Origin of the sequence: Photobacterium ganghwense (genome assembly GCF_003025595.1) — a bacterium.
Classification (GTDB): Bacteria; Pseudomonadota; Gammaproteobacteria; order Enterobacterales; family Vibrionaceae; genus Photobacterium; species Photobacterium ganghwense.
In genome coordinates this window covers 402,615-426,950 of sequence record NZ_PYMI01000002.1, presented here as the reverse complement: position 1 = coordinate 426,950, position 24,336 = coordinate 402,615, and the positions used below count along the sequence as shown (strand labels likewise).

Genomic DNA, 24,336 nt, shown 5'->3' with positions numbered 1-24,336 from the left:
TTTGGCTTGAAGCGCTGTCCTCAAGTAAACCAAACCGGGTATCTGTTGCATACCCGGCATCTCTTGGCATCTCTATTGGTTTTTACGGCTTTTGACGGTGCTTCACCGTTTACCTATGGCACACACTCGTAGCGCTTATTTGAGCATTCCGCTGAGATAAGAACGGTTTGTCCAACGGCTCATCACAATCACGGCGCAGATGTGGACCGCCACAGCAATGAAAGTCAGGTTAGCGAATACTTCATGGATCTCTTTCAACCCATCTTTGTAACCCATCAATTCAACGTGCGCCATCCAGCCGGTTACTGCCGTTGCCAGCAAGCCACACCACATCAGCCAGATCATCACCGCGCCGGCCGGGTTATGACCGACTGACGCATCGACCCGAGTGGAGATGACTTCACTCAAGTGTGTCACCGCTTGAGTCACCGACGGCTTGAAAGCAGACAGCCTGGCCGGGGAACGGGTAACAATTCCCCAAACCAGCCTGATAACAATCGAACCGATAATGCAATAACCTACCCATTCATGAATTTCACTCCCTTCTTCGGTCACGAAATAATTCGCGAAAAAGAGGCCAGCCACTGCCCAATGTGTAATCCGTACAATTACATCCCATTTGTAATGTTTATCCATTTTTACGCTCTTTGACTTTGCTTAGATCGACGGGATTAAAGTAAACATCCACTTTCTTCCCTTCCTGATTAAATCCGTACAGTTTGTAACAGTTCGAACGTGTTTTCCTGAACGAACGAATGTGATAACCCCTTTGAATTAAATGTTCTCTCGCCTGATCCATCGGTACCCATGTCTCTTCCGGTTGAGTCGAACACGAATAATCTGAGTGAGTGGACGCTGCCATAACGGTCAGAAACGCGGTCACAAAGACTGAGGTTGGGACAGGCATAATCTTTCCCCCATGTTGTCGTTATTCAAGGGTAAGGATTGCACTTTTTTCTTAAGAAACGCTGAAATTAATGCATCAATTTCAAGACAGTCTAAGTATTGTTCTAAGGTTATTAACGCAGTGACATATTGTCGGGTTAATACAATGTGATTTTTATTCGTATTATTTTTCAGGCATTTCTCATCTAACCTACGGTTTTATATTTCTTCACGACGTAGCTTATAAGCACAAGTAAGCATAGTGGCAAAAATTTCAGTTTCCCCTCAATCAATCTTAAGTAAATCTTAAGTCTTGAATTCTAATATCAGGTTATTGAATGAAAACTGGATTTCTTAGCTTGAATACATTGACCGCGACACTTCGCAAACCTTTTCAAATGGAAATGAGTGCCGTTACTTACATTGTGATGGTTGCCGCCTATTTTGCGTTGGTGCTCAACTTGCCGGTAACCAGCAAAATCTATCAGTTGGCAGCTCAAAGTTCGCTGAGTTTTGTTGCCAGTAGCCCGCTACTGCTTTTCTTCTGTTTTATTATTATTTTTACACTTTTTTCTTTGCCATTTGTGCTAAAGCCCTTCTCCGTCATTCTGACATTATTATCGTCAATGGCATTTTATGCCTCGATGAAATATAACGTCATTTTTGACTACGGCATGATTGAAAATATTTTCGAAACAAACTCTGGTGAGGCGACCTCTTATTTAAGCCTGAGTTCCGTGCTGTATTTTGTTGTTTTCGGCCTGATGCCGGCCCTTTTTTTCAGTAGCATCACAGTCAAAAAAGCTGAGTCTCATTTTAAAGCCGTTCTGAAACGACTCATTGCTGTTCTGGTAGCGATTCTTGGTATCGCCCTCATTGCACTGTTGTTTTATAAAGACTACGCCTCTGTAGGACGCAATAACAGCTACCTGAACAAGATGATTAACCCGGCTTTTGCCTACAACACCATCAAATATGTTCAGCGTAACTACCTGACTGAGCCGCTGGTTTATCAGCCACTGGGAGAAGATGCCAAACTGGTTTCGGTTCCTAACGGAAAACCGAATCTGGTTGTACTGGTTGTGGGTGAAACCGCGCGCGCAATGAATTATCACTACAACGGTTATAGCCGTAATACGAATCCCTATACCGAAGGAATGGGCCTGATTGCATTTCAGAATGTCTCATCCTGTGGCACAGCGACGGCGGTTTCAGTTCCCTGCCTGTTTTCTAATATGAATCGCGGAGGCTACAACAAAGCGCAGGCCAACAGCCGTGACAATGCCATGAATGTCATTGGCCGTGCCGGCGTAGACCTCACCTGGATTGACAATGACGGCGGTGACAAAAGCATTGCCAAAAACTTCCGGCTGTTAGGCGTTGATCACACGGCAAATCCCGATTTGTGTAAGGATGACGCTTGTTACGATGAAGTACTGCTACCAATGCTTGACCAGCAAATTCAGGCTACGGACGGCAACAAGCTGATCGCCTTCCACATCATGGGTAGCCACGGCCCGACCTATTACAAACGCTACCCGAAAGATAAAGCGCGTTTTCTGCCGGATTGTCCGCGCAGCGACATCGAGCACTGTACCGATGAGCAAATCGTCAACACTTACGACAACACCATCGCATACACCGATTTTGTGCTGGCGGAAATGATTAATAAGCTGAAAACCTATCAGGATCGATACAACGTTGCCCTGATGTATATCTCCGACCATGGCGAATCGCTGGGTGAAAACGGCATTTATCTGCACGGCACACCGTATGCCATCGCGCCGAAAGAGCAAACTCAGGTGCCGTGGTTGATGTGGCTGCCGGATCAATATTCTGAGCAGAGAAAGATTGATCGTGAATGTTTATCAGCCAGCGCGAAAACTGGCGAATACTCGCACGATAACTTCTTCCACACCCTGATTGGTTTCTTTGGTGTCACCACCCAGGATAAAAATAACGACATGGATATTATCAGCCGCTGCCAGGCTTCGATGAGTTAACCACCTATGACAACCCAGACATTACAAAAGCGCACAGGCCTGAATCGAATTATTTATACCTTTGCCAACAGTTATCGCGGTATTCGCTGGATGGCACAAAATGAAGCGGCCTTTCAGCAGGAACTGATGCTGTTTATTCCGCTGACGGCAGTCGCAGTGTGGCTTCCAATATCTGTGCTGCTAAAAGCCCTGCTAATTTGCAGCTTGTTGTTCGTCCTGTTTGCCGAAATGGCCAATACCGCCATCGAGGCCGCGATTGATCGAATCGGTACCGACTATCACCCGTTATCCGGTCTGGCTAAAGACATTGGCTCAGCCTGTGTCTTTATCAGTTTTCTGATCGCCGGCATTCTCTGGCTGGCGGTCATACTTTCAATAAACTGAACAATGACTCCTTTTAAATCAGAACAATAAACAGAACAGAGATTTAAACAACATGCTGAAACTGCTTATCATCGATCAATCACATTGTTTGCAAAAACGTATCCATAGCAAACTGGTGGAAATGGGATTACTGGTACACATTGCACAGAATCACCATGATGGCCTCAAAATGTTGTTGAGTGAGCACTACGACCTGATTATTTTGGACTATGATAAAAATAACCCTGAGCATCATGGTTTTATCAGCAGTATCAGAAAGTTGGAGCTCTCTGTTCGACTATTGGCTCTGACCACGGAGTACACCCCGGAGGTCATCGTCAGCACCTTAACATCCGGTGCCGATGACATTATTGCGAAGCCGGTGTCGTTTGATGAGTTGTATGCCCGCATCCAGTCATTGTTCAGACGCAGAGAGTCCCATATGGACGACGCCCTTATTCTGATCGACGAATGCATGCTGAATAAATCAGAAAAATGCCTGTACTGTCAGGGTGACGTGATAAAACTCACAAAGACTGAATTTCTCATCATTGAATTCCTGTTTACCGATCACGGCAAATTAAAAAGTGTTGAGCAGATCAAAGCACATTTAACCAATGAAGGAATTTCAATTTCAAAAAACTCGATTGAAGCACATTTATCGACGGTCAGAAGAAAGCTGAAACAGGTTAACCGGACCTTGCCAATTTCAAACCGCAGAGGGCTTGGATATGTCGCTGGATAAACTTCTCAGTTTTATTTCTGCCTGCAATACAAATTAAAAGTAGAACAAATATCCTGTTTTCTTTTAGGGAAAGATTGTATGTACCCATTGATCTCAGTCGTCCTGCCAGCTAAAAATGAGCAGGGCAACATTGGACAACTCATTGAAGAGCTACATGTCGCATTAACAGGGAACGTTGAGTTTGAGATCTTGGTGATTGATGACGGCAGCACAGACAACACCGTCGAAGAGGCACTGCGAGCCGGTCAGGCATGCATCGCCGAAGAGTTCTGCCAGCATCAAGTCGCTCATGGCTCTCACACTCCGTTACCCTCATCCCGGAAAAGCCGGGTATCCGTTTTATCGCATCCTGTCAGCTGTGGACAGAGTACCGCCATCCATACCGGCATCAGCCATGCCCGTGGCGAATGGATTGTCACCGCCGATTCAGATGGCCAGAACGACCCGGCTGATATACCTGCACTGCTCAAACTGGCACACCAGTGTCAGGCACCACATTTTTGTATCGCCGGATACCGCCAGAAACGCCTAGACACCTCCTGGGTGCGCTTTCAGTCCAAAGTTGCCAATGCGATCCGCCAGACGATTCTGCGCGATGGCGTCCCGGATTCAGGTTGTGGCCTGAAGCTCTTCCCGAAACAGACTTTCCTTGCACTACCCTATTTTGATCACATGCATCGCTTTTTGCCCTGCCTGATCAAACGACTGAGCGGTGAGATTGTGGTATGTCCGGTGAACCACCGCAACCGCGTAGCTGGTCAGTCGAACTACAACGCCTGGAACCGCGCCTGGGCGGGCATCATTGATTTAATGGGGGTATTGTGGCTGCGCAAACGCACGAAGTATCCTCCATCGGTCACTTTGCATACCGGCCAAATGTCTGACGAGTAGCGCTTATGACAGTGATGAAGCCTCTCTTAACCTGCTCCGTGTTTCTGATATTAATCGCCGGCATTAATACGCCGGTTTTTGCCCACATGACGGATAAGCTGTGGCTGAATAACTATGTTCTCACCAACGGCTTATCTGGCCATCTGGCCATTTTCAGCATCAGCTTTCTGTTTGTCGGACTGGGCGGCCCCCGACAGGTTGTTGCCGCACTCAACGGCTACTTGTACGGCATTGTCTTTGGCCTGCAAATTGCGTTAATGACCTGCATCCTCGCCGCCAGTGTGAATTACTTCGTTGCCAACACCCTATTAAGCCAGACATTGTGCCGTACCTTCCCGAAAAAAATGAACCAGTTTCAGCAATTTGTCCGGCAAACACCGTTCCTGAAAATTTTGATGCTGCGTTTATTTCCGGTTGGCAATAATGTGCTGACTAACCTGCTGTCAGGCAGTATTGGCGTGCCGTTTAAGCCTTTTATTACCGCCAGCTTATTTGGCTACATTCCGCAGACGTTGATCTTTTGCCTGATTGGCAGCGGTATCAGTGCCGCCAACGATGCCATGATTTACGCCAGCATTCTGCTGACCCTAATCAGTTTCATTCTGACGGGTGTGATCTATCGCGATCATATCCGTCAGCGCATTGCACCATTGAAAATGGAAAATCACTCATGAATGGATTCAGCTTTTTCAAAAAGCGCCCCGATATAGAAAAGCACCAAAACATCACAGTGCCCCACAGTGGTAACGCCGGTTCTTTGAGCAACAGCTACTATGCCAACTTATTCGCCATCTTGGCGATTGCTTTCATTGTCATTTTTGCCGGTATCGGGTTACGCGATCCCTGGCCAGCAGACGAACCTCGCTTTGTCGAAGCGGCAAAGGAAATGGTGGAATCAGGCAACTGGTTCTTCCCGCTCAGAGGAAGCGAACTTTATCCGGATAAACCGCCAGTATTCATGTGGCTGATGGCGCTGCTGTATAAGCTGACTGGCAGTCTCTCGTCGACTTTCATGATCCCTAACGCGGTCGCGGGTCTGGTCATGGTGTGGTGCGTGTTTGACTTGGCCGCCAAGCTCTGGAATGTGCAAACTGCACGTAATGCAGCGGTACTGTTGCTGATTACGCCCCAGTTTGTGATTCAAGCCAAAGCGGCACAAATCGATGCCATGGTCGCCTGCTGGATAACCGTGTCGATGTACGGACTGATTCGCCATTTCTTCGTGCAACCCAGCCCACGCTGGTACCTGTTCAGCTGGGCATGCATGGCCGTGGGGATTCTGACCAAAGGGGTCGGATTCCTGCCGGTTTTTGTCCTCATTCCTATCGCCGTGCTGCACCTCACCGGGCGGCAACGGTTCGAGCAACAACTGAAAGCCAAAGCCTTGCTCGGCCCGGCTACCATGCTGGGGGTTCTGATTCTCTGGCTACTGCCCGTGCTCTATTTTTCGTTCTTCAAAGATAACCCGGATTACATCGCGTACCGGAATAACATCCTGCTCCAGCAAACCGCTGAGCGCTATGCCAACCCAACCGGCCACCTCAAACCCTGGCATTACTTCATTGTCAGTGTGATTCCCGTACTGTGGTTCCCGCTCTACTTTTTTCTGTTCAACAAAGAAAACTGGAAGCAGATCTTCAACTCACCGGTTATTCAGGCCATTCTGGTTTGGGTGGTCTGTGTTGTTATCTTCTTCAGCATCAGCCCAGGCAAACGTGGCGTGTATATTTTACCGGCGCTGCCAATGCTGGCGATGGTGATGGGCGCACTGATAACACAATCAGGCATACCGCAATGGATAAATCGTCTGTTTACCGGCGTGGCTGGTATTGTGACCGTCGCCATGGCCGCAGCCACTGTACTCGCGCTGTTCCACGCCCGGGTGCTTACCAAAGAGCTGGGCGACAATCTGCTGCCCTTTGCCGCCTTTTTCGCCGTTGCGGCATTGATTTGGGGCGGAATTTTATGGCTGCGCAAATTCAGGTTAAACCTGCCGGTATACGGCCTGGCATTAGCTCTGACCTGGCTGCTGTACAGCACCTGGGGCTATACCCTGCTGAACCCGATTCGTACCCCGGCGAAAGATATCATGGCTGACGTTTCTTCCATTGTCGGTCAGGATGGCGAGCTGGGCATGACCCGGTTTAAAGAGCAGTTTCTGTTATTTTCATCCGTTCCCATGACGCATTTCAGTTATTTAAGCAATGTTCATGAACAGGATAAAAATGCTTGGTTATGGATGAAAGAAGGCCCTAACCGATTCATTCTGGCTAAGAATGACGGTGACATAATTTGCTTTGATACCAGTAAATCGCAAGTGATGGGCTTTGCTCACCGCCGTGAATGGATTTTGTTGGATGAGAATTCGTTATTACCAGAATGTGAACCACCCAAAACGATTAAACGTTATCAGCTAACTCCTGAGGCGATATATCAATAGAGGATATATTTAAGCAAGTGATATTAATTGTTTTGAAAATAGAGGATGAATATTGTGAGGCTGTTATCCAAAAACATTAATATCAACAAATGCTAAAGATTCACTGAATATCTCCTAAATATCAGTGAAATAAAGACCTGTGTAACGAATGAAACATTTATTCATTCGTTACACATTAAATATTCAATGTCATTAGATAAAAACGGACAAATATTATTTTTACCTCTGTGATATTTTTATTTTTACCTATACTAAAAGCACAATAAAAATAACATATCTGCACAGTGGCCATGCTTTCATAGTCAATGGATCGCTTATGAACATTCGGTATCGCTCGCTGAACAAAGCTCTGCAGTATTCGCTGGCAGTCATGCATGATTGCAAGCGTCCTCCGGCCATTTTTTTACTGCTACCCAGTTTATCGGTATGCCCGGCATGGGCTAACGGAACGGATGCGGATATCGAACCGGTCATGCCGGAGTATGAATCTCGTCTGCCGCCTTCCCCGTTTTCGATTAATGCTGAAGAGACAGAGCCTTCAGATGAGTCCTCCTGGCTGGATCAAACCACTTACTGGGCTGACGAAACCGAAACCTATGTGGCTGACACCGTGCATGATTTCAGTACCTATATTGATCACAGTCTCGCCAAGGAGGAAAACGAAGAAGAGTTAATGAATAAAAGTTATGTCCGGATTCGCTACAAACCGGAATACACCCACCGCGGTTATTTTGATTCAGATTTCAAAATTTCTGCGCGAATCGACCTGCCCCATACCAAACGCGACTGGAAGCTGATCCTGGAAACGGATCCGGATGACTATGACTCGCTGGAGAGTAAACAACGGGCATTGACCCCAAAAAGTAGCAGCACAACGTCCGGCAGTGACGCAATTGCCGGGTTTCGCCTCCAGAATGCGCATTGGGGCGAGTGGAAAACCCACTTTGATGTCGGGGTAAAATTCAAACTGCCGCTGGATCCCTTTGTGCGAGCGAATTTACGCCGGGTCGATAACTTATCAGAAAACTGGACCACGCAGCTAAAGCAAGAGCTCTTCTATTTCGATTCTAAAGGACTGGGCTCTCTGACCGAATTTAACTTTTACTACGGCAACAACAACGATCCAGCCCGTATCTACAAATTCAGCTCCAGCGCCCAGTACCTGTTCGATGAAAGCGGCTGGGAGTTGGTAAACCAGATTGAGTTGTTTAACCGCCTAAACGACCACCATCTGATGGAATACTCAACCGGTGTCAGTATTGATACGAATGAATCCGATCCACTCACTAACTTCTGGATTTCGGCGTCCTGGCGGCAAAAAATCTATAAGGACTGGTTATATTTATCGATTACCCCACAACTGGATACCCCACGGGAATTCAGTCACAAGCTCAACCCTGGGGTTTTAATCGAAATTGAAGCCTTCTTTTCGAAAAACCACCATGTGGACAGACTTAACCGGTATGTACCGGACCCAACCCGACGCTAATCTGAACGCTAAAGTGAGTGGTAAACTGGCCAGATACACCAATAATGATGAGGGGGATCTCACCATATCGGGTAAACTCGGGAGAGCTGAAACAGCCGCATGCCCACTGTCCGTAAGGCAGCGCGGTAAGCAGCGCACTGAACCACAGATTGACAAACAGGTATGCCATGAAATTATTAGTCATTGAAGATTCTGAGCCACTTCGCCGCAGTTTAAGTATCGGCCTGAACAACCTCGGGTTTACGGTCGACAGTACCGGCGACGGCTCTAAAGGACTGACTATGGCGCAGCTAAACCATTACGATTTGATTGTGCTGGATCTGATGCTGCCCAATGTCGATGGCATGAGCATTCTCAAAAGTCTTCGTCAGTCCGGGCAGCAATCACGGGTACTGATCCTCTCCGCTCGCTCATTAACCGAAGATAAGGTTAACGGGTTGCTGTCAGGTGCCGACGACTACCTCACCAAACCCTTTTCATTTGAAGAACTGCATGCCCGCATTCTGGCCCTGCTGCGCCGCAGTCAAACCGCACAAACCAGTAACCTGCTCGAAATAGAAGGTTTCTGTCTTGATCTGTCGACCAAAACCCTGAGCTATCAGGGCAATTTCATCGAGTTGACCAAGAACGAGTATAAAATTGTGGAGTACCTGTTTCAGTCGAAAGGCCGGGTAGTCAATGCGGAACAAATCAGTGAAGCGGTCGTCGGATCATTTGATTTGCTGGCGAAAAACACCATCGAATCTCACCTTTCCGCAATCCGACGGAAAGTCAGGGAAAAAGGCGGTAACCTCCCAGTGAAAAACAAACGTGGCTTCGGCTACATCGCAGGAAGTGTCTAATGCTGTCCATTCGTACCCAGTTGGTGAAGGCCATCACCATCGTTATCGGGTTGATCTTGTTTGCCATTTTTCTCATTGTCGACTTAAGTGTGGACGACTGGGTAGACAATCAGTTTGATCAGTCTCTGACCAGTAAAGCCAACTACCTGAGAGCTTTTCTGAAGGAGGAAGATGAGCACGCCAAGTTCAATTACAACAAAGATGCCATGATGTTGTTTGACCTCCACTCAGACTCTGACTATTTCCAGATCTGGCAGGGAGGTACCGAAATAGCCCGTTCCCATTCTCTGGATGCGTATCCGGGCACCAATTTGCTGAAAACGGAGATTCCGCTCAACACTTCGGTGATCGTGCCGGTCACATTGCCCAATGGTCAGGACGGTAAAACGGTTCTCACGTATTACCTGCCCCCTGCGCAAACTAACGAAAACCCAGATGTCATTCACCAGAAAAATGCCATCTATATCTCTGTGGCTGCCAGCACTGACAGCATCAGTGGCGTACTGATCCTGATAGATATCTCTCTGATCCTCAGCTTTGTTGCGGCCATCATTGGGGTGCGGGTTTTGGTCACCCGCATCGTTGATGCAGGGCTGAAGCCACTACAGGACTTAAACCAAAACATTAAATCGTTGGATATTTCGGCCTCCCACGCCCATATTCCAGAGCCTGCTGTCGATTACGCGGAAGTCACCCCGATTCGCAAAGAACTTAACCACTTCATTTCGACTAACTGCCAGCTGCTGGCCAACGAAAAACGCCTGACCGCGGATATCGCCCACGAGCTCAAAACGCCGATCTCCGAGATGATCAGCCTTAGTGAAGTCTATATTCGCTATCCGCACGATGAGCGTATCGGTGCCAGCTACAAAGAAGACATGCTGGATATTGCCCTGCGCATGAAAGAGATTGTGAACAACCTGATGCTGTTGCAACACTCCGCCACCGGCGCATTCAATATTGATTGTCATCCGCAACCTTTGCTGCCTCTGCTGGATAAGGTGCTGGGCAAGCTGGCGTTTAAATACGATGACTGCCGGGAGCGGGTCGCCCTCCATTACGATGATGAGCCGACGGTCTATGCCGATCTGTTCAGTCTGGACACCATTCTGACCAACCTGCTGGATAACGGCCTGTTTTACAGCCCCGCGGCGTCAAGGGTTGACATCACAATGGCGCACCGCGAACCGGATTTGCTGATGCTGAGCATTAAAAACAGCCTCTCCTCGCCGCTCAGTGAGGAGGATATTGAACAATTGTGCAAACCGCTGTATCAGGCCGACCCTTCCCGCAGCCAGCGTGACCGGCACGGACTGGGTCTGGCGATTGTCGATAACCTGTGCCGGGCCAACCATTTCGAGTGGAACATTCGTTTGCTGGGTCACAATCGTATTGAGGTGGCGGTTCTCATCCCTTTGGTCAGTGACAGCGAGGCCATTCTGACAGCGCACTAAGCACTCACTATCAGCCTCTTGCTGATGAAGCGCAAACAACAGTTAACCAGCTGACAGCAACAAAAAACCGGCGAAACTTTCGCCGGTTTTTTTCACGCCCAGAGACATTCAAAAATGTCTCTTCGTTGGCAATACCGTTTCTGCCACATTCGCCTCAGGTGCTGGGCTGCATTTGTTCAACCAGTACCAGCAAGCTTTCTGCGGGTTTCACCGTGGCCACAATGGCTTCATCATAAATGGCTGCCGCCTGACTCAGTCGCTGACGGTAGGCATCGCTGTCAGCCTGGCTTAGCGCCTGCCCCTGCTCAAGTGCAGTGATAAGATGGCCAGCTATCTCGGCGACATCAGTGGTGGCATCGGCCAACGGTACCGTCGCCACAGACGCGGTATTTTCCGCAAATATCGTTTTCGCCTGCTCCGCTGCCTGTGCGGCGAGTTCAAAATGGGCTCGCAGCGCAACCAGCGTTTCCGGTTGACGCTCCGCCTGATAGTGCTGCACCAGCGCATTCATTCCGTACACGGTCAAGCTTTCGACCGGCAGGGCATCCACAAAGCGATTCAGGCGTTCGTGCTGGTTATACAGTTGGCCGGAAGGTGTGGTTTGAATCCACTTTTCCCAGTTGCGGGCATAATACTGCGCCGGTTCCGTATAACGGGCCAGAGTTTGTAATGTCGTGACAGCCTGAAGCGTCCCCGGTATCTGCATAGTGGCAGTGCCTTGAACCTGACCGTCAGCCTTGCTTGGGCCCTGCCCGTTAGCCAACCGCTGCAACATCAGGCGGGCATTCACATGATGTTGCAGGCCGACAGACAGCTCCGCCCAGTCATCTACCACCGCCATGCGCCGGTACATGCTCGCCTCATCCGTGAGTGCAGCATCAGACCAAAGCCGCTCGGCAATGGCATAGCTGCGTGGCCAGATCCGGTTTTCGACTGTCATACCATCAAGATTTTCCGCCCAGACCGTCAGTTCGCCGCCCAGAATACGTTGCTGCTCCCGGGCGTTCAGCTCAGCCGGATACCCGCCGGTCGGGGCCGGAATCTCGGAGCCTTTAATGGCTGTGCCCGCCACCAGCGTGCCGGTTGTCGGCCAGCGCACATTGCCGATCAGCTGGTAGCTGCCTTCAGCCAGCTGAGTGTCGGCAAAACGCAAATTAAACTCGGTGTAGGACATAAAGTTATCGAAATGGCCCCGGAAGCGGGTACCCGGTACATAGTCCAGCACCTCGACCTTCGCCCGAGATTTGCCGTTATAGTCGGTAAAAGCCCGCACCGTGCCGTCTTTCCCTTCGATAATTGTCAGCAACCCTTTGCGCGGGCCCCCTTTGGTTCGGGGTTTCACCCACTCATAGGTCACAAAGGTTTCGCCGGGATGCAGGGTGTCATCAACCTGGATGCCGGGTGGCATCGGGTCGTTGCGGTAGTGGTAACTGGTGGGCTGCGGCTGATCCAGATAATAGCCGGTAGACAAAATTCCCTGATAGCCTTCCTGCGCCGCGCGGCCGATACTGTCGTGTCCACGCCAACTCTGAATCACGACCGATTTAGGCAGGTCTTTGTGCCAGATTTCATCCCAGCCCATCACCTTCTTGCCGCGCTCAGCCAGCAGGGTTTCTACCTTGGTGTTCAGGTAAGACTGCAGGCCTTGGTTGCCGTCCAGCTGATGTGACCGGATAAAGTCCTGAATGCCCGCATTATTCGTCCACTGACTGTAGTCTGGTTCATCTCCCCCGATATGCACGTACTCATCCGGAAACAAAGCCACCACTTCGTCAAACACTTTCCCCAGGAAGGTATAAAGCGCCGGGTTGGTCGGATCCATCAGCGGCTCAAAAACGCCCCAATGGCGCTGATGCGGATAGGTTTGTCCTTCTTCACCAGACATCAGCGACGGATAGGCGTGCGCGACAGCTGAGGCATGGCCAGGCAGGGAGATTTCCGGAATAACCCGAATGCCCAGCTGACGGGCGTAGGCAACCACATCACGGATTTGGTCTTTGCTGTAATAGTGCCCGTCTGCCGTCATCTGCCACAGCTTCGGATAACTGTCGAGCTGGATACGAATGGCCTGATCGTCCCACAGGTGCCAGTGGAAAATATTCAGCTTGGCTGATGCCATCGCATCCAGCTGGCGCTTAATCACCGCGACGGGAATAAAATGGCGCGACGTGTCATAAGACACTCCGCGCCAGGGAAAACGCGGAGCATCAGAGATCGTCACTTGCGGTACAAAGTAACCGTCACGGTCGGTTTCCACTAGCTGAAGCAGAGTTTCAATACCCCGAATAGCCCCGTAAGGCCGGGCTGAAGATAAAACAATCCGGCCGTTTTCAGCCGTAAGCGTGTACGATTCATCGGTATCCAGTGACTGGACTGGCGTCTTGGCCGCTTCTTTGACCTCAATGATTACCGTCGCTTCAGATGCCTGGCTGGCGAAAGGCGACAGCAGCGGCAACCCGGTCTGACGGGCAAGACGGTCAATGAGACGCTGCGCAGTAAACGTGATGCGCTCAGACTGGTAGCCCTGAATGTACACCTTAAAATCGCTGGTAATGGCAATTCGCCCCTGATGCAGTTCCACCGATTGCGGGTAAGGCATCAGGTTCAGATCCGTATTTGGCGCATTCCCGGTCACGCCAGCCATCGCCGACGCCGCACACATCCCCATCATCATCACGGGCAAAATCGTTTTTTTCATAACCCTTCCTTTGCTGTACCACTCAAACTATTCCACTTAAGCTACTATCCCACTTAAGATATGCCACTCAGACTGCACCACTCACCGTTTAACTTTCAGTTTTAATTGCTGCTGATTTCGATTCATCAAGGTGAAGTATTCAAACACTGAGGCAGTCCCAACTGACCGACATGTTAATTTCGCCACGCAAAATAAAAAGTGAGTACACCCTCATTTGGCCATGACCAGCGTGATAGTTTCAGGAAAGAAAAGACAAGTGCGACAAAAAAACGATGGCGGTTCAGGCAGTTACATCATGTTAGAAGAGAACGTAACAAAAACCATTTTTAATGTTTAAATTCATAAAGTTAAAGATTGCTCCCACTTTATTGCTGCGTTGACGCCAGCGAAAGAGCGGCATCGGGCCACATAGCTCAAAACGGCGACCGTTCAGTGATGTTTGAGTGATAGTTTCAATCAGGAAAAAAGTCTGTCATGCCGTTTCGACACACTTCCCCCTGCCGATAGGCTGCATCTAATGGCGGCATCAACCATTGGTAACAAGCGCTCCCTGCCCGCGAAAACAAAGCGGCTTAACGCTCACAGGCTCACTCTCTCAGAGCCAAGTGCCAAGTGCCAAAGTACTCATGCTCGGTGCTTAGTGCTTAGTGCTTAGTGCTTAGTGCTTAATGCTTAATGAGCAAAATGTATCTGTTCCACTACCCGGCTGTTGGCCTGACGCAGCATCGCAACAAACCGTGATTCGACATCACTGAGCGGCACGTTCTCCGGTGTGACCAGATAAATATCTGCCACCGGCAATTGCTGATACGGCGGCAGTTGCCAGAGTGCCCCCTGCTCGACATAGGGCCTTGCACCTTCAACGGTGAGGGCGCCGAATCCTACCCCGGCCAGGATGAAACGCCGGATTTCTTCTTCGTTAGAAGAGACTGCGACCAGTTTTCCCCAGAACGGCTGTTGGGATCGAAGCTGAGCAATGGCGCTCAGACCCTCACCCGGCTGGTCGCTTTCGAACGAGACGTAAGACAGCCCGCTGAGATCTTCAATGGAAAGATCCGTATGGCCATATAACGCGTGGCGACGACTGCAATAAAACCCCATTTGCTCATAACCCAGCAAGTCAAAGCTGAGCCCTGTCTGCGAGGTTTTTTTATTGCAGATCCCAATATGAATCTCACCGTCTTTTACCGCGCGCACAATCTCCGCGCTCGGCTGGGTATTAATGGTGAAAAGCACATTGGGGTAAAGCTGGTGAAAGTCGGCCAGCGTTTGGTCAAACGCCGGGCAGTGAATATGGCTGGCGATCTGAATATCGATTTCACCGTGAATAGCGTGCTCGTCTTCAGAAAACTGTGCCGCCATATCCGCCAGTACCCGACGGGTGGATGACGCGTATTCGTACACTTTCAGCCCCTGGCTGGTCAGGGTAAACACCCCTTTACGCCGCGTAATGAGCTTTACCCCCAAATGGCATTCCAGTCGCTTGAGGGCATTGCTGACACTCGGCTGACTCAGCGACAGTTTACGGGCGGCGCCAGTAATACTGCTTTCGTCCACGATCGTGAGAAAGGTATACAACAAATTCCAGTCCAGATTCCGCAGCAGCCGTTCGTGAGACGTCAGCATTCAGCATTCCTTACAAGTTTTACGTGCAACACATAGCGTGAAGCTATGAATAGCATAGCAATTCTTCATTTGTAAACATTTAACATCTTAATAACACTCAGAGTGTTGCACTGACTGCCTGAACGTAGAAGAGGAGGCAGCAAGCCAGTCACCACACGACAGGGATGCAACGCGCAAACACAACATCACAATAAAAAATCAAAGGACACCACAATGCGAAATACATTCTGCTCGCTGGCACTGACAGCACTGCTTGCGTCACTGCCTGTCCATCAGGCACAGGCTAAAGACACAACCCTGCGAATTGCGACCGAGGGCGCCTACCCTCCGTTCAACTACTACACCCCGGACGGTCAGCTGGCAGGTTTTGATATCGATATTGGTCGCGCACTGTGTGACAAAATGGCCATTAAATGCACCTTCGTGGCACAGGATTGGGAAGGGATTATTCCGGCGCTGCTGGCTGGCAAGTATGACGCCGTGATTGCGTCAATGTTTATCACCGAAAAACGCAAAGAGAAGGTAGACTTCACCGAACCGTACCAGAAATCAGCCATGACGTTTGTGGTGCCGAAAGAGTCTAAACTCACGGATTTCTCACCGTCTGCCATGGCAGGCAAAACCATCGGTGCACAGGGTGCAACCACACAGGGGGATTTCCTGTCGGCACTGTACCCTGACTCGGATGTCCGCCTCTATCCAACACAGGATGCCGTCAATCTGGATCTGGTTTCCGGCCGTCTCGATGCACAAGTCGGTGACATCATTCCAATGCTGAACTGGGTTGAAAAATCGCAGGATGGCAACTGCTGCAAACTGGCTGGTGAACTCATTACCGATCCGAAATACGTCGGTGAAGGCGTCGGGATTGCCGTTCGCCAGGAAGACGACAAACTGCGCCTGCAACTGAATCAGGCACTGGCAGCTCTCGTGGCTGACGGCACCTATCAGAAAATCAACGACAAATACTTTTCTCTGAACATCCTGACGCTGGAATAAACCGGCAGACATCCCGACTTGCAGTGATTTCGGAGAAATGTTTATGCAATGGTTTGATTACCTGAGCTTTGGCCAGCAGGGCTGGGGCGATGAACTACTGAGCGGCCTGGGGGTGACTCTGGGTCTGGCTCTGGTCACGCTGCCTATTGGCCTGATACTGGGTTTTATAGTGGCGGCGGCCTCGGTGTCGGGCAAACCGCTGCCTCGTGCAGTGGCCACCGCCTTTACAACCACCATCCGCGGGATTCCTGAGCTGCTAACCCTGTTCATGATTTACCACGGCGCGGGTCTTCTGATTAACACCCTGCTGAAAGCCATCAATCCGGAGGCCGAGTTTTTTGAACTCAGCCCTTTTGTGGCGGGCACGGTCGCGCTGGGGCTGGTGTTTGCCGGGTATGCCGGTGAGGTGCTGCGCGGCGCCTGGCAGGCGTTGGATCGCGGCCAGCTCGAAGCCGGCCTGGCGATCGGCCTGAACCGCAGGCAAATCTTTTTTCGCATTGAGCTTCCGCAGCTACTGCGCCTGGCACTGCCCGGCCTCGGTAACCTGTGGATCAACCTGGTCAAGGACACAGCTCTGGTTTCCGTGATTGCCCTGAACGACCTGATGCGCATGGCGAACGTCGCGGTTGGGGTCACAAAGAAACCGTTTCTGTTTTTCCTCGCGGTCTGCGTCATGTACTGGATTATCTGCCTGTGCTTTGCCTGGTGTATCGGCAAGCTAGAGCAGCGGGCTAACCGCGGCATTCGCGCCTCATAGCACCGGATAAGGACATATACCCATGTTTGAGATGTTAATCAGCTACGGGCCCAAATTGCTTGATGGCGCCATCATGACCCTGAAGCTGACCTTTATTGCGGTCGCGATTGCTTTGCTGTTGTCATTGCCACTGGCAATGCTGCGCCGCAGTAAAAAAGGCTTGTTTCAGTATCCGGTACGCCTTTATGTATCGTTTTTCCGCGGCACCCCACTGCTGGCGCAACTGTTTCTGGTGTATTACGGCTCCGGTCAGTTTCGTCCCGAACTGATGGAGGCAGGATTGTGGTGGTTTTTCCGTGATCCGTTTTACTGCGCCCTGTTTACCTTTGCGCTGAACTCCACGGCATACCAGATTGAGATTCTGCGCGGCGCGTTGCAGGCGGTTCCACCCGGAGAAGTGGAAGCCGGGGTGGCTATGGGCATGCCGCCGCACCTGTTGTATCGCAAGATCATTCTGCCCCACACCTATCGGATCGCGTTTCCGGCGCTCGGGAATGAAATCATCCTGATGCTCAAAGGCGGGGCGATTGCCAGTGTGATCACACTGCTGGATCTGATGGGACAAACTCGGCGTGCGTTTTCACAGACATTTGATATTTCCGTCTACGTCTGGGCCGCCCTGATCTATCTGCTAATCACTACACTGTTTGTGCTGGTCTGGCGCCGGATTGAACACCGCTTAACGCGTCACTTGCGACTGAATATTGTGAGCCGTCCGGCCAGCTCTCAGGCAGACACACGGCCGGCCACACAACAGCCAAGCATGCAACAAACGAACACATCAGTCGCAGCTCAACCGTTGCAAGCCAAGGAGGCTACCCATGTCCGTTAATACCGCTGAAATCGCCTTGCAGGCCGACAATCTGCACAAAGCCTTTGGCAATATCGACGTGCTGAAAGGCGTCTCGCTGGCAGCTCGTAAGCATGACGTCATCACCATCATTGGTTCCAGTGGCTCAGGCAAAAGCACCTTCCTGCGCTGTCTGAACCTGCTGGAGATGCCCGACAGCGGTACTTTACAGGTACACGGCGAGGAGCTGGATCTGTCCAAGGCGGCCGCCGGTCAGGCCGACAAGGCACTGCAACGCCAGATCGAGCGTACCCGTGCCCATCTGGGCATGGTGTTCCAGCAGTTCAACCTGTGGAGCCACATGACGGTGCTGGAAAATGTCATGCTGGGGCCATGCTGTGTGCTCAAACGCGACAAAGACGAAGTCGAGAAGCAGGCCAAGTCACTGCTGGATCGGGTCGGCATGCTGGAAAAATGCCATATGTACCCGGATCAACTGTCCGGCGGCCAGAAACAACGCGTCGCCATTGCTCGTGCGCTGGCGATGGAGCCGGACGTGATTTTGCTGGATGAACCGACATCGGCACTGGACCCGGAGCTGGTCAGTGAAGTCCTGCTCGTGATCCGCGAGCTGGCGAAAGAAGGCCGCACCATGATTATGGTGACGCACGAGATGCGCTTTGCCTGTGATGTCTCCACGCACGTAATCTTCCTCCATCAGGGAAAAATTGCCGAACAGGGGCCACCGGAACAGCTGTTCAACCACCCGCAATCGGAACATCTACAACGATTTTTATCCTCCCAGTACTGAATGTATTGAAGCCTGAAAACAACCGTCCTTGGCATGGTTTGAAAACATGCTGATGGAACACTGCGAATAAATGACAGAAGGACAACACCATGACAATGAATGAACTGAAAACCCCGTATCTGGTTTTTCTGGGCGATGCTCAGGATCTGCTGATGGCCAAAGTGGCGAAAGGTGTTGCCCATTGGCGTCCGGAAAAATGCCTGGCGCAGAACCGTTTTGACAATGCCAAAGCCGATCTTGGCCTGCCGGATATGTCGATCCGTGACGCGGCAGAAGCCGGAGCCAAAACCCTGATTCTGGGTCTTGCCCCTATGGGCGGCACCCTGCCCCAGAGCTGGATCCCGCTGCTGATTGAAGCGATGGAAGCCGGTATGGACATTGCCAGCGGCCTGCATATCCGCCTCAACGAAATCGAAGATCTGGTCGCGGTGGCCAACCGCACCGGACGCCGGATGTTTGACGTCCGTAACCCGCCGAAAACCCTGCAATGCGGTACAGGCCAGCCTCGCAGCGGTAAGCGCCTGCTGACAGTAGGCAGCGACTGCTGTGTTGGCAAAATGTTTACCGCACTGGCGATCCACAAGGAAATGGCCGCACGTAACATCAACGCGACCTTCCGTGCCACCGGCCAGACCGGGATCCTGATTGAAGGCTCCGGCGTACCGGTCGATGCCGTGGTCTCTGACTTTATTGCTGGTTCGGTTGAACAACTGAGCCCGGCCAACGATGCCGATCACTGGGATATTATCGAAGGTCAGGGCTCGGTGCTGCACCCGGCTTATGCCGGTGTCAGCCTGGGTCTGCTGCACGGTGCACAAGCCGATGTGATTATTCTGTGTCACGAAGAAGGCCGTATTCAGATGGACGAAATGCCGGGCTTTGAAGTGCCGGATTTTGACACGCTGATCGAAACTAATCTGGCGTTGGGTCGCATCACCAACCCGAACATCCGTTTGGGCGGTATCGCGCTCAACACGTCATCACTGTCTGAAGACGATGCATTGAAAGCCATTGAACGTTATCAGGCCAAATTTGGGGTACCCGTGGTGGATCCGGTCCGCACCGGCGTGGCAGCAATTGTTGACGTGCTGGAGGGCTGATGATGCGCAAGATGACTGTCACCGTTGAAAAGTGGCCGCTGAAACAGCCTTTCGTTATCTCTCGAATGGATCCCATGCTGCATGGCGAAGTGGTGGTCGTTGAGATAGAGGAAAACGGCATTGTCGGACGCGGGGAATGTGAACGCAGCGATGTGTTCGAACCGGATTACCCGAACGTCACCGATGGCATTGAGGCGGCTCGCGAGGCCGTAGAACGTGGCGCCAGCCGTGAAGATCTCCTGTCGCTGATGCCGGCCGGGTGTGCGCGCAACGCGGTTGACTGTGCCCTGTTCGAGCTCGAAGCGAAGCAAAAAGGCCACACTGGCTGGCAAATGGCCGGGTTCCGTGAAGCGCCGCAACCGGTGACCACGGTCTTCACCCTGTCGCTGGATACGCCTGAAAACATGGGCGCAATGGCAGCGCAGAATCAGGACCGTCCGATCCTCAAGCTCAAACTGGGCCGTGAAGGCGACATCGAGCGTGTGGCAGCGGTGCGTGCCGCAGCGCCAAACACCCGACTGGTGATTGATGCCAATACCGGCTGGAGTCTGGAGCAACTGAAAGACTATCTGCCTAAACTGGCCGAGCTGGGGGTCGAAATGGTTGAACAGCCTCTGCCTCCGGGTCAGGATCATTTGCTGGAGCAAATCGACCCAATCATTCCGATTGCTGCGGATGAGTCGTGCATTGATCGCAGTTCGCTGCCTGAACTGGTCGGACGCTATCAGATCGTCAATATCAAGCTGGATAAAACCGGTGGGATGACCGAAGCGCTGGCACTGCTGGAAGACGCTCAGGCGCTGGGTTTTGACATTATGATCGGCTGCATGATTGGAACGTCGCTGGCAATGGCACCGGCAATGCTGCTGGCGCAGCAAGCGCGCTGGGTCGATATCGACGGACCACTGTTGCTCAGCAAAGACCGTGACAACGGCCTGATTTATCAGGGCAGTCAGGTGATTGCGCCAGACGTGGCGGTGTGGGGCTAATCTCTCGCAGAAGCTGCCGCTATCAGGCCAATACCAAGCGTTTGGCTAAGGCGTTTAACTAAGCCGTTTAGCGAAAGTGTGAAAACCGCCGACGTCTCCGAAATGGCCAACAATCCAAGCAGGGCTCAGCCCTGCTTTTTTCATTTTGGGAGATAGATAGTTTTTGAGCGACATCTTTTTTCTTTGCGCTAACGCAGAGTGAGCAAAAAAGTTGGTTCAGAAATTAACCCGCAGCTTCCACGCGAAGGTGTTACCTTCCGGCCGCCGACGGGTTGTAAACTCATTCAGCCATTTGAGCTCAGACACAATTTCCGAGTTGGCAAACTGCTTTCGATAGGTCAGCACTGGTCCCACTCCGGCCGCCATACCCTTAAAATCCCCGAATCTGGCACCGTCGCCACTGTCAGCACTGAGTTGCTGATACCAGTAACCGGTCAGGCCGATTCCGGTAAAGCCACCCAGCAACATCACATGCTGAATCAGCGTTGATTCCAGATGCCCCTGCACCCCGGAGCGATGGTGGGTCTCTGCATTTTCCGTGTTCACATCGATGCCGGCGGAGACTACAAACTCCTGCCCGGTCATTGGCTGCAGGTAGACCACTGAAGCCGATGGGGAAAACGTCCAGTGATTACGGCCAGGATTGGCAAGACGGCCCACCTCATAGCGCCCGGTCGGCGCATAAATTCCAAGCCGCCATTCGCTGTACCAGTCGTCAGCCAGCGAAGTCGATAGCATCACCGGCAGCAACAGAACATCGCCGATACCATCCTCACTGTCATGTCGGAACCCGGTACGCCCGGAAACCGGGTCATCCTCCACATTCGCGCTGACATCGAGCGAGACATAAGGCAGTGACAGTCCCAGAGCATACGCCCATCCATCACCAAATTCCCGGCCGGGGTTCCACATCAGGTTTAGGGCAAGCACCTTCATATCAATATCGAGACGGGTCGCCAGCATGCCCCCCACAGGGACGGCCTGCTCTGGCTTGGCGATGTTTCCGTCATAGCCGAAGCTGTCCAGACGCACACTGAACGGGGAAGCTCTGGGCGCGGTAACCGGTGTCACCAGCGGTAACATGTCAATGGCCGATGCTAAGGTTCCCGGCTGATAATGCCCGCCACCGCCCTCCTCCGCATGCGCAGTGAGCGGTCGCCAACCAAGTATCAGCCACAGGAGTAGCAAAGCCCACAGCCAAAAAGGCTGCCAAGCCCGCGGCCTGATCCTTCCCACGAGAGAGCGGCCGAAAAATCTGCCGCTTTTCCGGACCATCGTCATCCCCGAACTAAGCGGAGCAATGACACAAAGTACGTGCTTTACCCAACTCACCTTCACCTTTTCCCCAACCTATCAGTCAGCCAATGACAGTATAGTCAGTGACTTGCTGCGACCCTGTCAGGCAAATCAGACTTATTACTTATGAGAGTCAGCTGGGTTTGTTTTTTAGCGTGCCATCATAAAAACCCCAAATCGAAAAATAATTTTTAAAACACCTTTTCAACTTTGAGATTTGCACTACAATGACGCCACGTTTATTGGCGCATCGCCGTTTCCTCTGCAGGCATAGTTTAATGTCGAATTCCATTTCCCGAGCGGTTGCACTTTTAGTGCTTGCCAATTTGCTGGCCTCTTTTTCCGATGTTTCGCTTAAAGTTCTCAACGGAGAAGTACCGACATTTCAGTATGTTTTTATTCGGCAGCTTATCAGCACCCTTATCCTGCTGCCGCTGTGGCTGAGACTTCCCCGCGCACAAAGGATGCAAGGGCGTTGCTTCATCACATTTTCCCGGGCTCAGCTTATTTTGCTTGGCAGCGCCTGCGCGATGATCACTATTACCTATTTGCCGCTGGCGACCGCTAATGCGATGTTTTACGTCGGCCCACTGCTGATGCTGCCGCTGTCAGTGGTTTTATTACGAGAGAGACCGGCTCTGAAACAGATCATCGCCACACTGGTTGGCTTCGGCGGCGTACTGGTTGTCCTGCGACCTGAGCAGTTTCACTGGGCAGCACTGGCCGGACTGGGGTGCGCGCTCTCAATGGGATTAGGCAATATCCTGATTCGTCGCTTACCCACCGATCAGCCGTTAATTTCTACCTTGTTCTGGACCGGGGTAATGACGCTGCCTCTGGCTTTCATTCTGGCGATACCTGAATGGGGCACGCTTTCCTGGTCGCATCTGGGCTGGATCATGTTGATTAACCTGCTGGTGCTCGGTTATCACGCCCTAGTGGTACTGGCATACAAAGGTGTGGAAGCAAACCGTATTGCTCTGGCCGAATACTCAGGCCTAGTGTTTGTCACAGTCATGGGAGTGATGTGGTTTGATGAAATACCGGATGTGCTGACTCTGGTGGGCATCGTGCTGATTGTCGTGCCGATGATGCCAGTCAGGTGGTCAACATACCTGCGCCGCCATCGCCAAAAACGGGTTTGCGAAGCGATAGACTGAAAAACAAAACAACAGACGCCCCTTCGACTGACGGCCGACCATGTGGTAACCGGAGATACGGATGAGCGAAACAGCTAAAAGACAGAACTGGCGGCAGGGAAATCATGGAACACAGAAAGAGCAAGGAAGATAGGAAGAGCAAGGAACAGGTTGCACGCTTGTACTAAATACCGTAAAAATACCTTAAGCAAAACCACGCAACTTGTTCACCCTCGGCCTTTGAAGAATGAGTCAAACCGGCACTGCCCTGACCTCGTTACACCACAAAATTGAACACGGCACCCATCTGCGCCATGTCTTGTCCGGCGTCTCGTGAGCCGGAAGCAATGGGTTTGGGATCCATCTGCAATTCATCGCGGTTTCGTCCCCACCATTCGTTGCCAGTCTGACCTCGAAGGTATAATTGTGTCGTCAGTAATTCCCGTTCATCACGCCAGACTTTGACGTGAATATGTGGCGGCCTTCCTGTGTATGGCACCGGATAAAGGGCATAAAATCGGTATCTTCCCTCCGCATCGGTGACCACCGCACCAAAACCGGCGAAATACGGGTCAACCCGCGCTTGACCGGGTTGGTTCGGATGATGATAAATCCCTGCACCATCACACTGCCAGATCTCCACCCGACAATCGGCCTGCGGCTCACCCTCGGTATTCAGTACCCGGCCACTCAGCCACATTGGTGAACCATTCACCGCATCAGCATTCAGGATCAAATTCTCGCGAAGCGGAATAGCCTCCACCGGATAAAACGGTCCTTCCGTTTGCGAGGGTGTCAAACGAAGTTTACCGGCCGCCAAGGCAGTCCGAAACCGGTTCCCCACCGATTCCAGCATACATGCTGCGAGAGTGAATACTGCCAGGAAACGCCGCCTGTTCATGGTTGCCTCCGCGAATAATGTCCCGGTTGTTTAACAACCAATCGTCAATAAAGTCTGCATTTTTAAGTGTGGCAGACCGGTCGACGAATGTCAGAAGAACATACATTGTCCGCTAACG

The 24,336-nt window shown here is 51.4% G+C and carries 23 protein-coding genes; 16 read left to right on the top strand and 7 right to left on the bottom strand.

Translation table 11 applies throughout. From position 1 onward, the window contains the following. Nucleotides 1-135 precede the first annotated feature (135 nt). Nucleotides 136-636 (bottom strand): cytochrome b/b6 domain-containing protein, encoded by a 501-nt coding sequence (locus tag C9I92_RS07760; RefSeq protein ID WP_047887694.1) that lies wholly within the window; start codon nucleotides 634-636, stop codon nucleotides 136-138. Next, a complete protein-coding gene (locus C9I92_RS07755) occupies nucleotides 629-907 on the bottom strand; it encodes a PepSY domain-containing protein (RefSeq protein WP_047887693.1) in 279 nt (92 codons plus the stop codon). The genes C9I92_RS07760 and C9I92_RS07755 overlap by 8 nt, the downstream gene beginning before the upstream one ends. A gap of 316 nt (nucleotides 908-1,223) precedes the next feature. On the opposite strand from C9I92_RS07755, the gene C9I92_RS07750 reads away from it, so the two are divergent. The 7 genes from C9I92_RS07750 (at nucleotide 1,224) to C9I92_RS07720 (ending at nucleotide 8,816) form a co-directional block, all read left to right on the top strand. Next, nucleotides 1,224-2,888 (top strand): phosphoethanolamine transferase, encoded by a 1,665-nt coding sequence (locus tag C9I92_RS07750; RefSeq protein WP_047887692.1) that lies wholly within the window; start codon nucleotides 1,224-1,226, stop codon nucleotides 2,886-2,888. A gap of 6 nt (nucleotides 2,889-2,894) precedes the next feature. Continuing rightward, nucleotides 2,895-3,272, top strand: a complete 378-nt coding sequence (locus C9I92_RS07745) for a diacylglycerol kinase (RefSeq protein ID WP_047887691.1) — start codon at nucleotides 2,895-2,897, stop codon at nucleotides 3,270-3,272. A gap of 52 nt (nucleotides 3,273-3,324) precedes the next feature. Beyond that, nucleotides 3,325-3,996 (top strand): response regulator transcription factor, encoded by a 672-nt coding sequence (locus C9I92_RS07740; protein ID WP_047887690.1) that lies wholly within the window; start codon nucleotides 3,325-3,327, stop codon nucleotides 3,994-3,996. 78 nt (nucleotides 3,997-4,074) lie between these two features. Next, complete coding sequence (locus tag C9I92_RS07735; protein WP_047887689.1) at nucleotides 4,075-4,887, top strand: glycosyltransferase family 2 protein; 813 nt, start codon at nucleotides 4,075-4,077, stop codon at nucleotides 4,885-4,887. A 5-nt stretch (nucleotides 4,888-4,892) separates the two neighbouring features. After that, entirely contained in the window at nucleotides 4,893-5,561 is a 669-nt protein-coding gene (locus C9I92_RS07730) for a TVP38/TMEM64 family protein (RefSeq protein WP_047887688.1), read from the top strand. Further along, on the top strand, nucleotides 5,558-7,327 hold the full coding sequence (locus tag C9I92_RS07725; RefSeq protein WP_084712699.1) for an ArnT family glycosyltransferase: 1,770 nt from the start codon (nucleotides 5,558-5,560) through the stop codon (nucleotides 7,325-7,327). Before C9I92_RS07730 ends, C9I92_RS07725 begins: the two co-directional genes overlap by 4 nt. Before the next feature lie 316 nt (nucleotides 7,328-7,643). Continuing rightward, the gene (locus C9I92_RS07720) at nucleotides 7,644-8,816 is read left to right on the top strand and encodes a hypothetical protein (RefSeq protein ID WP_053061946.1); all 1,173 of its coding nucleotides are present in this window, start codon (nucleotides 7,644-7,646) and stop codon (nucleotides 8,814-8,816) included. Here the strand turns inward: C9I92_RS07720 and C9I92_RS25260 are convergent. After that, a complete protein-coding gene (locus C9I92_RS25260) occupies nucleotides 8,782-9,000 on the bottom strand; it encodes a hypothetical protein (protein WP_146149675.1) in 219 nt (72 codons plus the stop codon). The genes C9I92_RS07720 and C9I92_RS25260 overlap by 35 nt on opposite strands. Between C9I92_RS25260 and C9I92_RS07715 the strand changes: the two genes are divergently transcribed. Both C9I92_RS07715 and C9I92_RS07710 read left to right on the top strand, forming a co-directional pair. Beyond that, nucleotides 8,984-9,658: a response regulator transcription factor gene (locus C9I92_RS07715; protein WP_047887686.1), complete on the top strand. Its 675-nt coding sequence runs from the start codon at nucleotides 8,984-8,986 to the stop codon at nucleotides 9,656-9,658. The genes C9I92_RS25260 and C9I92_RS07715 overlap by 17 nt on opposite strands. Further along, entirely contained in the window at nucleotides 9,658-11,112 is a 1,455-nt protein-coding gene (locus C9I92_RS07710; protein WP_047887685.1) for a sensor histidine kinase, read from the top strand. Before C9I92_RS07715 ends, C9I92_RS07710 begins: the two co-directional genes overlap by 1 nt. Nucleotides 11,113-11,266: 154 nt before the next feature. Here the strand turns inward: C9I92_RS07710 and C9I92_RS07705 are convergent, their stop codons facing one another. Beyond that, complete coding sequence (locus tag C9I92_RS07705; protein ID WP_047887684.1) at nucleotides 11,267-13,810, bottom strand: family 20 glycosylhydrolase; 2,544 nt, start codon at nucleotides 13,808-13,810, stop codon at nucleotides 11,267-11,269. Between the two features lie 672 nt (nucleotides 13,811-14,482). Beyond that, complete coding sequence (locus C9I92_RS07700; RefSeq protein ID WP_047887683.1) at nucleotides 14,483-15,436, bottom strand: LysR family transcriptional regulator; 954 nt, start codon at nucleotides 15,434-15,436, stop codon at nucleotides 14,483-14,485. A 213-nt stretch (nucleotides 15,437-15,649) separates the two neighbouring features. On the opposite strand from C9I92_RS07700, the gene C9I92_RS07695 reads away from it, so the two are divergent. The 6 genes from C9I92_RS07695 to dgcA all read left to right on the top strand — a co-directional run bounded on the left by C9I92_RS07695 (nucleotide 15,650) and on the right by dgcA (nucleotide 20,882). Continuing rightward, nucleotides 15,650-16,435, top strand: coding sequence for an ABC transporter substrate-binding protein (locus C9I92_RS07695; RefSeq protein WP_053061945.1), 786 nt, complete (start codon nucleotides 15,650-15,652; stop codon nucleotides 16,433-16,435). Nucleotides 16,436-16,478: 43 nt separating this feature from the next. Then, complete coding sequence (locus C9I92_RS07690) at nucleotides 16,479-17,192, top strand: ABC transporter permease (protein ID WP_047887682.1); 714 nt, start codon at nucleotides 16,479-16,481, stop codon at nucleotides 17,190-17,192. A 22-nt stretch (nucleotides 17,193-17,214) separates the two neighbouring features. Next, nucleotides 17,215-18,024, top strand: a complete 810-nt coding sequence (locus tag C9I92_RS07685) for an ABC transporter permease (RefSeq protein WP_047887681.1) — start codon at nucleotides 17,215-17,217, stop codon at nucleotides 18,022-18,024. Next, a complete protein-coding gene (locus C9I92_RS07680) occupies nucleotides 18,014-18,793 on the top strand; it encodes an ABC transporter ATP-binding protein (RefSeq protein ID WP_047887680.1) in 780 nt (259 codons plus the stop codon). The genes C9I92_RS07685 and C9I92_RS07680 overlap by 11 nt, the downstream gene beginning before the upstream one ends. Before the next feature lie 89 nt (nucleotides 18,794-18,882). Beyond that, on the top strand, nucleotides 18,883-19,893 hold the full coding sequence (dgcN, locus tag C9I92_RS07675; RefSeq protein ID WP_047887679.1) for an N-acetyltransferase DgcN: 1,011 nt from the start codon (nucleotides 18,883-18,885) through the stop codon (nucleotides 19,891-19,893). Continuing rightward, nucleotides 19,893-20,882: an N-acetyl-D-Glu racemase DgcA gene (dgcA, locus tag C9I92_RS07670; protein WP_248827403.1), complete on the top strand. Its 990-nt coding sequence runs from the start codon at nucleotides 19,893-19,895 to the stop codon at nucleotides 20,880-20,882. Before dgcN ends, dgcA begins: the two co-directional genes overlap by 1 nt. A 216-nt stretch (nucleotides 20,883-21,098) precedes the next feature. On the opposite strand, the gene C9I92_RS07665 is transcribed toward dgcA, so the two are convergent. Further along, entirely contained in the window at nucleotides 21,099-21,965 is an 867-nt protein-coding gene (locus C9I92_RS07665; RefSeq protein ID WP_169776057.1) for a SphA family protein, read from the bottom strand. A gap of 491 nt (nucleotides 21,966-22,456) precedes the next feature. Between C9I92_RS07665 and C9I92_RS07660 the strand changes: the two genes are divergently transcribed. Continuing rightward, nucleotides 22,457-23,338: a DMT family transporter gene (locus C9I92_RS07660; protein ID WP_047887678.1), complete on the top strand. Its 882-nt coding sequence runs from the start codon at nucleotides 22,457-22,459 to the stop codon at nucleotides 23,336-23,338. Between the two features lie 256 nt (nucleotides 23,339-23,594). Here the strand turns inward: C9I92_RS07660 and C9I92_RS07655 are convergent, their stop codons facing one another. Beyond that, nucleotides 23,595-24,218, bottom strand: a complete 624-nt coding sequence (locus C9I92_RS07655) for a dioxygenase family protein (protein ID WP_084712697.1) — start codon at nucleotides 24,216-24,218, stop codon at nucleotides 23,595-23,597. Nucleotides 24,219-24,336 lie beyond the last annotated feature (118 nt).

Coding starts and splice junctions, on each gene's coding strand:
- C9I92_RS07760 (WP_047887694.1), bottom strand. CDS start 636: ATGGATAAACATTACAAATGGGATGTAATTGTACGGATTACACATTGG.
- C9I92_RS07755 (WP_047887693.1), bottom strand. CDS start 907: ATGCCTGTCCCAACCTCAGTCTTTGTGACCGCGTTTCTGACCGTTATG.
- C9I92_RS07750 (WP_047887692.1), top strand. CDS start 1,224: ATGAAAACTGGATTTCTTAGCTTGAATACATTGACCGCGACACTTCGC.
- C9I92_RS07745 (WP_047887691.1), top strand. CDS start 2,895: ATGACAACCCAGACATTACAAAAGCGCACAGGCCTGAATCGAATTATT.
- C9I92_RS07740 (WP_047887690.1), top strand. CDS start 3,325: ATGCTGAAACTGCTTATCATCGATCAATCACATTGTTTGCAAAAACGT.
- C9I92_RS07735 (WP_047887689.1), top strand. CDS start 4,075: ATGTACCCATTGATCTCAGTCGTCCTGCCAGCTAAAAATGAGCAGGGC.
- C9I92_RS07730 (WP_047887688.1), top strand. CDS start 4,893: ATGACAGTGATGAAGCCTCTCTTAACCTGCTCCGTGTTTCTGATATTA.
- C9I92_RS07725 (WP_084712699.1), top strand. CDS start 5,558: ATGAATGGATTCAGCTTTTTCAAAAAGCGCCCCGATATAGAAAAGCAC.
- C9I92_RS07720 (WP_053061946.1), top strand. CDS start 7,644: ATGAACATTCGGTATCGCTCGCTGAACAAAGCTCTGCAGTATTCGCTG.
- C9I92_RS07715 (WP_047887686.1), top strand. CDS start 8,984: ATGAAATTATTAGTCATTGAAGATTCTGAGCCACTTCGCCGCAGTTTA.
- C9I92_RS25260 (WP_146149675.1), bottom strand. CDS start 9,000: ATGACTAATAATTTCATGGCATACCTGTTTGTCAATCTGTGGTTCAGT.
- C9I92_RS07710 (WP_047887685.1), top strand. CDS start 9,658: ATGCTGTCCATTCGTACCCAGTTGGTGAAGGCCATCACCATCGTTATC.
- C9I92_RS07705 (WP_047887684.1), bottom strand. CDS start 13,810: ATGAAAAAAACGATTTTGCCCGTGATGATGATGGGGATGTGTGCGGCG.
- C9I92_RS07700 (WP_047887683.1), bottom strand. CDS start 15,436: ATGCTGACGTCTCACGAACGGCTGCTGCGGAATCTGGACTGGAATTTG.
- C9I92_RS07695 (WP_053061945.1), top strand. CDS start 15,650: ATGCGAAATACATTCTGCTCGCTGGCACTGACAGCACTGCTTGCGTCA.
- C9I92_RS07690 (WP_047887682.1), top strand. CDS start 16,479: ATGCAATGGTTTGATTACCTGAGCTTTGGCCAGCAGGGCTGGGGCGAT.
- C9I92_RS07685 (WP_047887681.1), top strand. CDS start 17,215: ATGTTTGAGATGTTAATCAGCTACGGGCCCAAATTGCTTGATGGCGCC.
- C9I92_RS07680 (WP_047887680.1), top strand. CDS start 18,014: ATGTCCGTTAATACCGCTGAAATCGCCTTGCAGGCCGACAATCTGCAC.
- dgcN (WP_047887679.1), top strand. CDS start 18,883: ATGACAATGAATGAACTGAAAACCCCGTATCTGGTTTTTCTGGGCGAT.
- dgcA (WP_248827403.1), top strand. CDS start 19,893: ATGATGCGCAAGATGACTGTCACCGTTGAAAAGTGGCCGCTGAAACAG.
- C9I92_RS07665 (WP_169776057.1), bottom strand. CDS start 21,965: ATGTTACCGCTGGTGACACCGGTTACCGCGCCCAGAGCTTCCCCGTTC.
- C9I92_RS07660 (WP_047887678.1), top strand. CDS start 22,457: ATGTCGAATTCCATTTCCCGAGCGGTTGCACTTTTAGTGCTTGCCAAT.
- C9I92_RS07655 (WP_084712697.1), bottom strand. CDS start 24,218: ATGAACAGGCGGCGTTTCCTGGCAGTATTCACTCTCGCAGCATGTATG.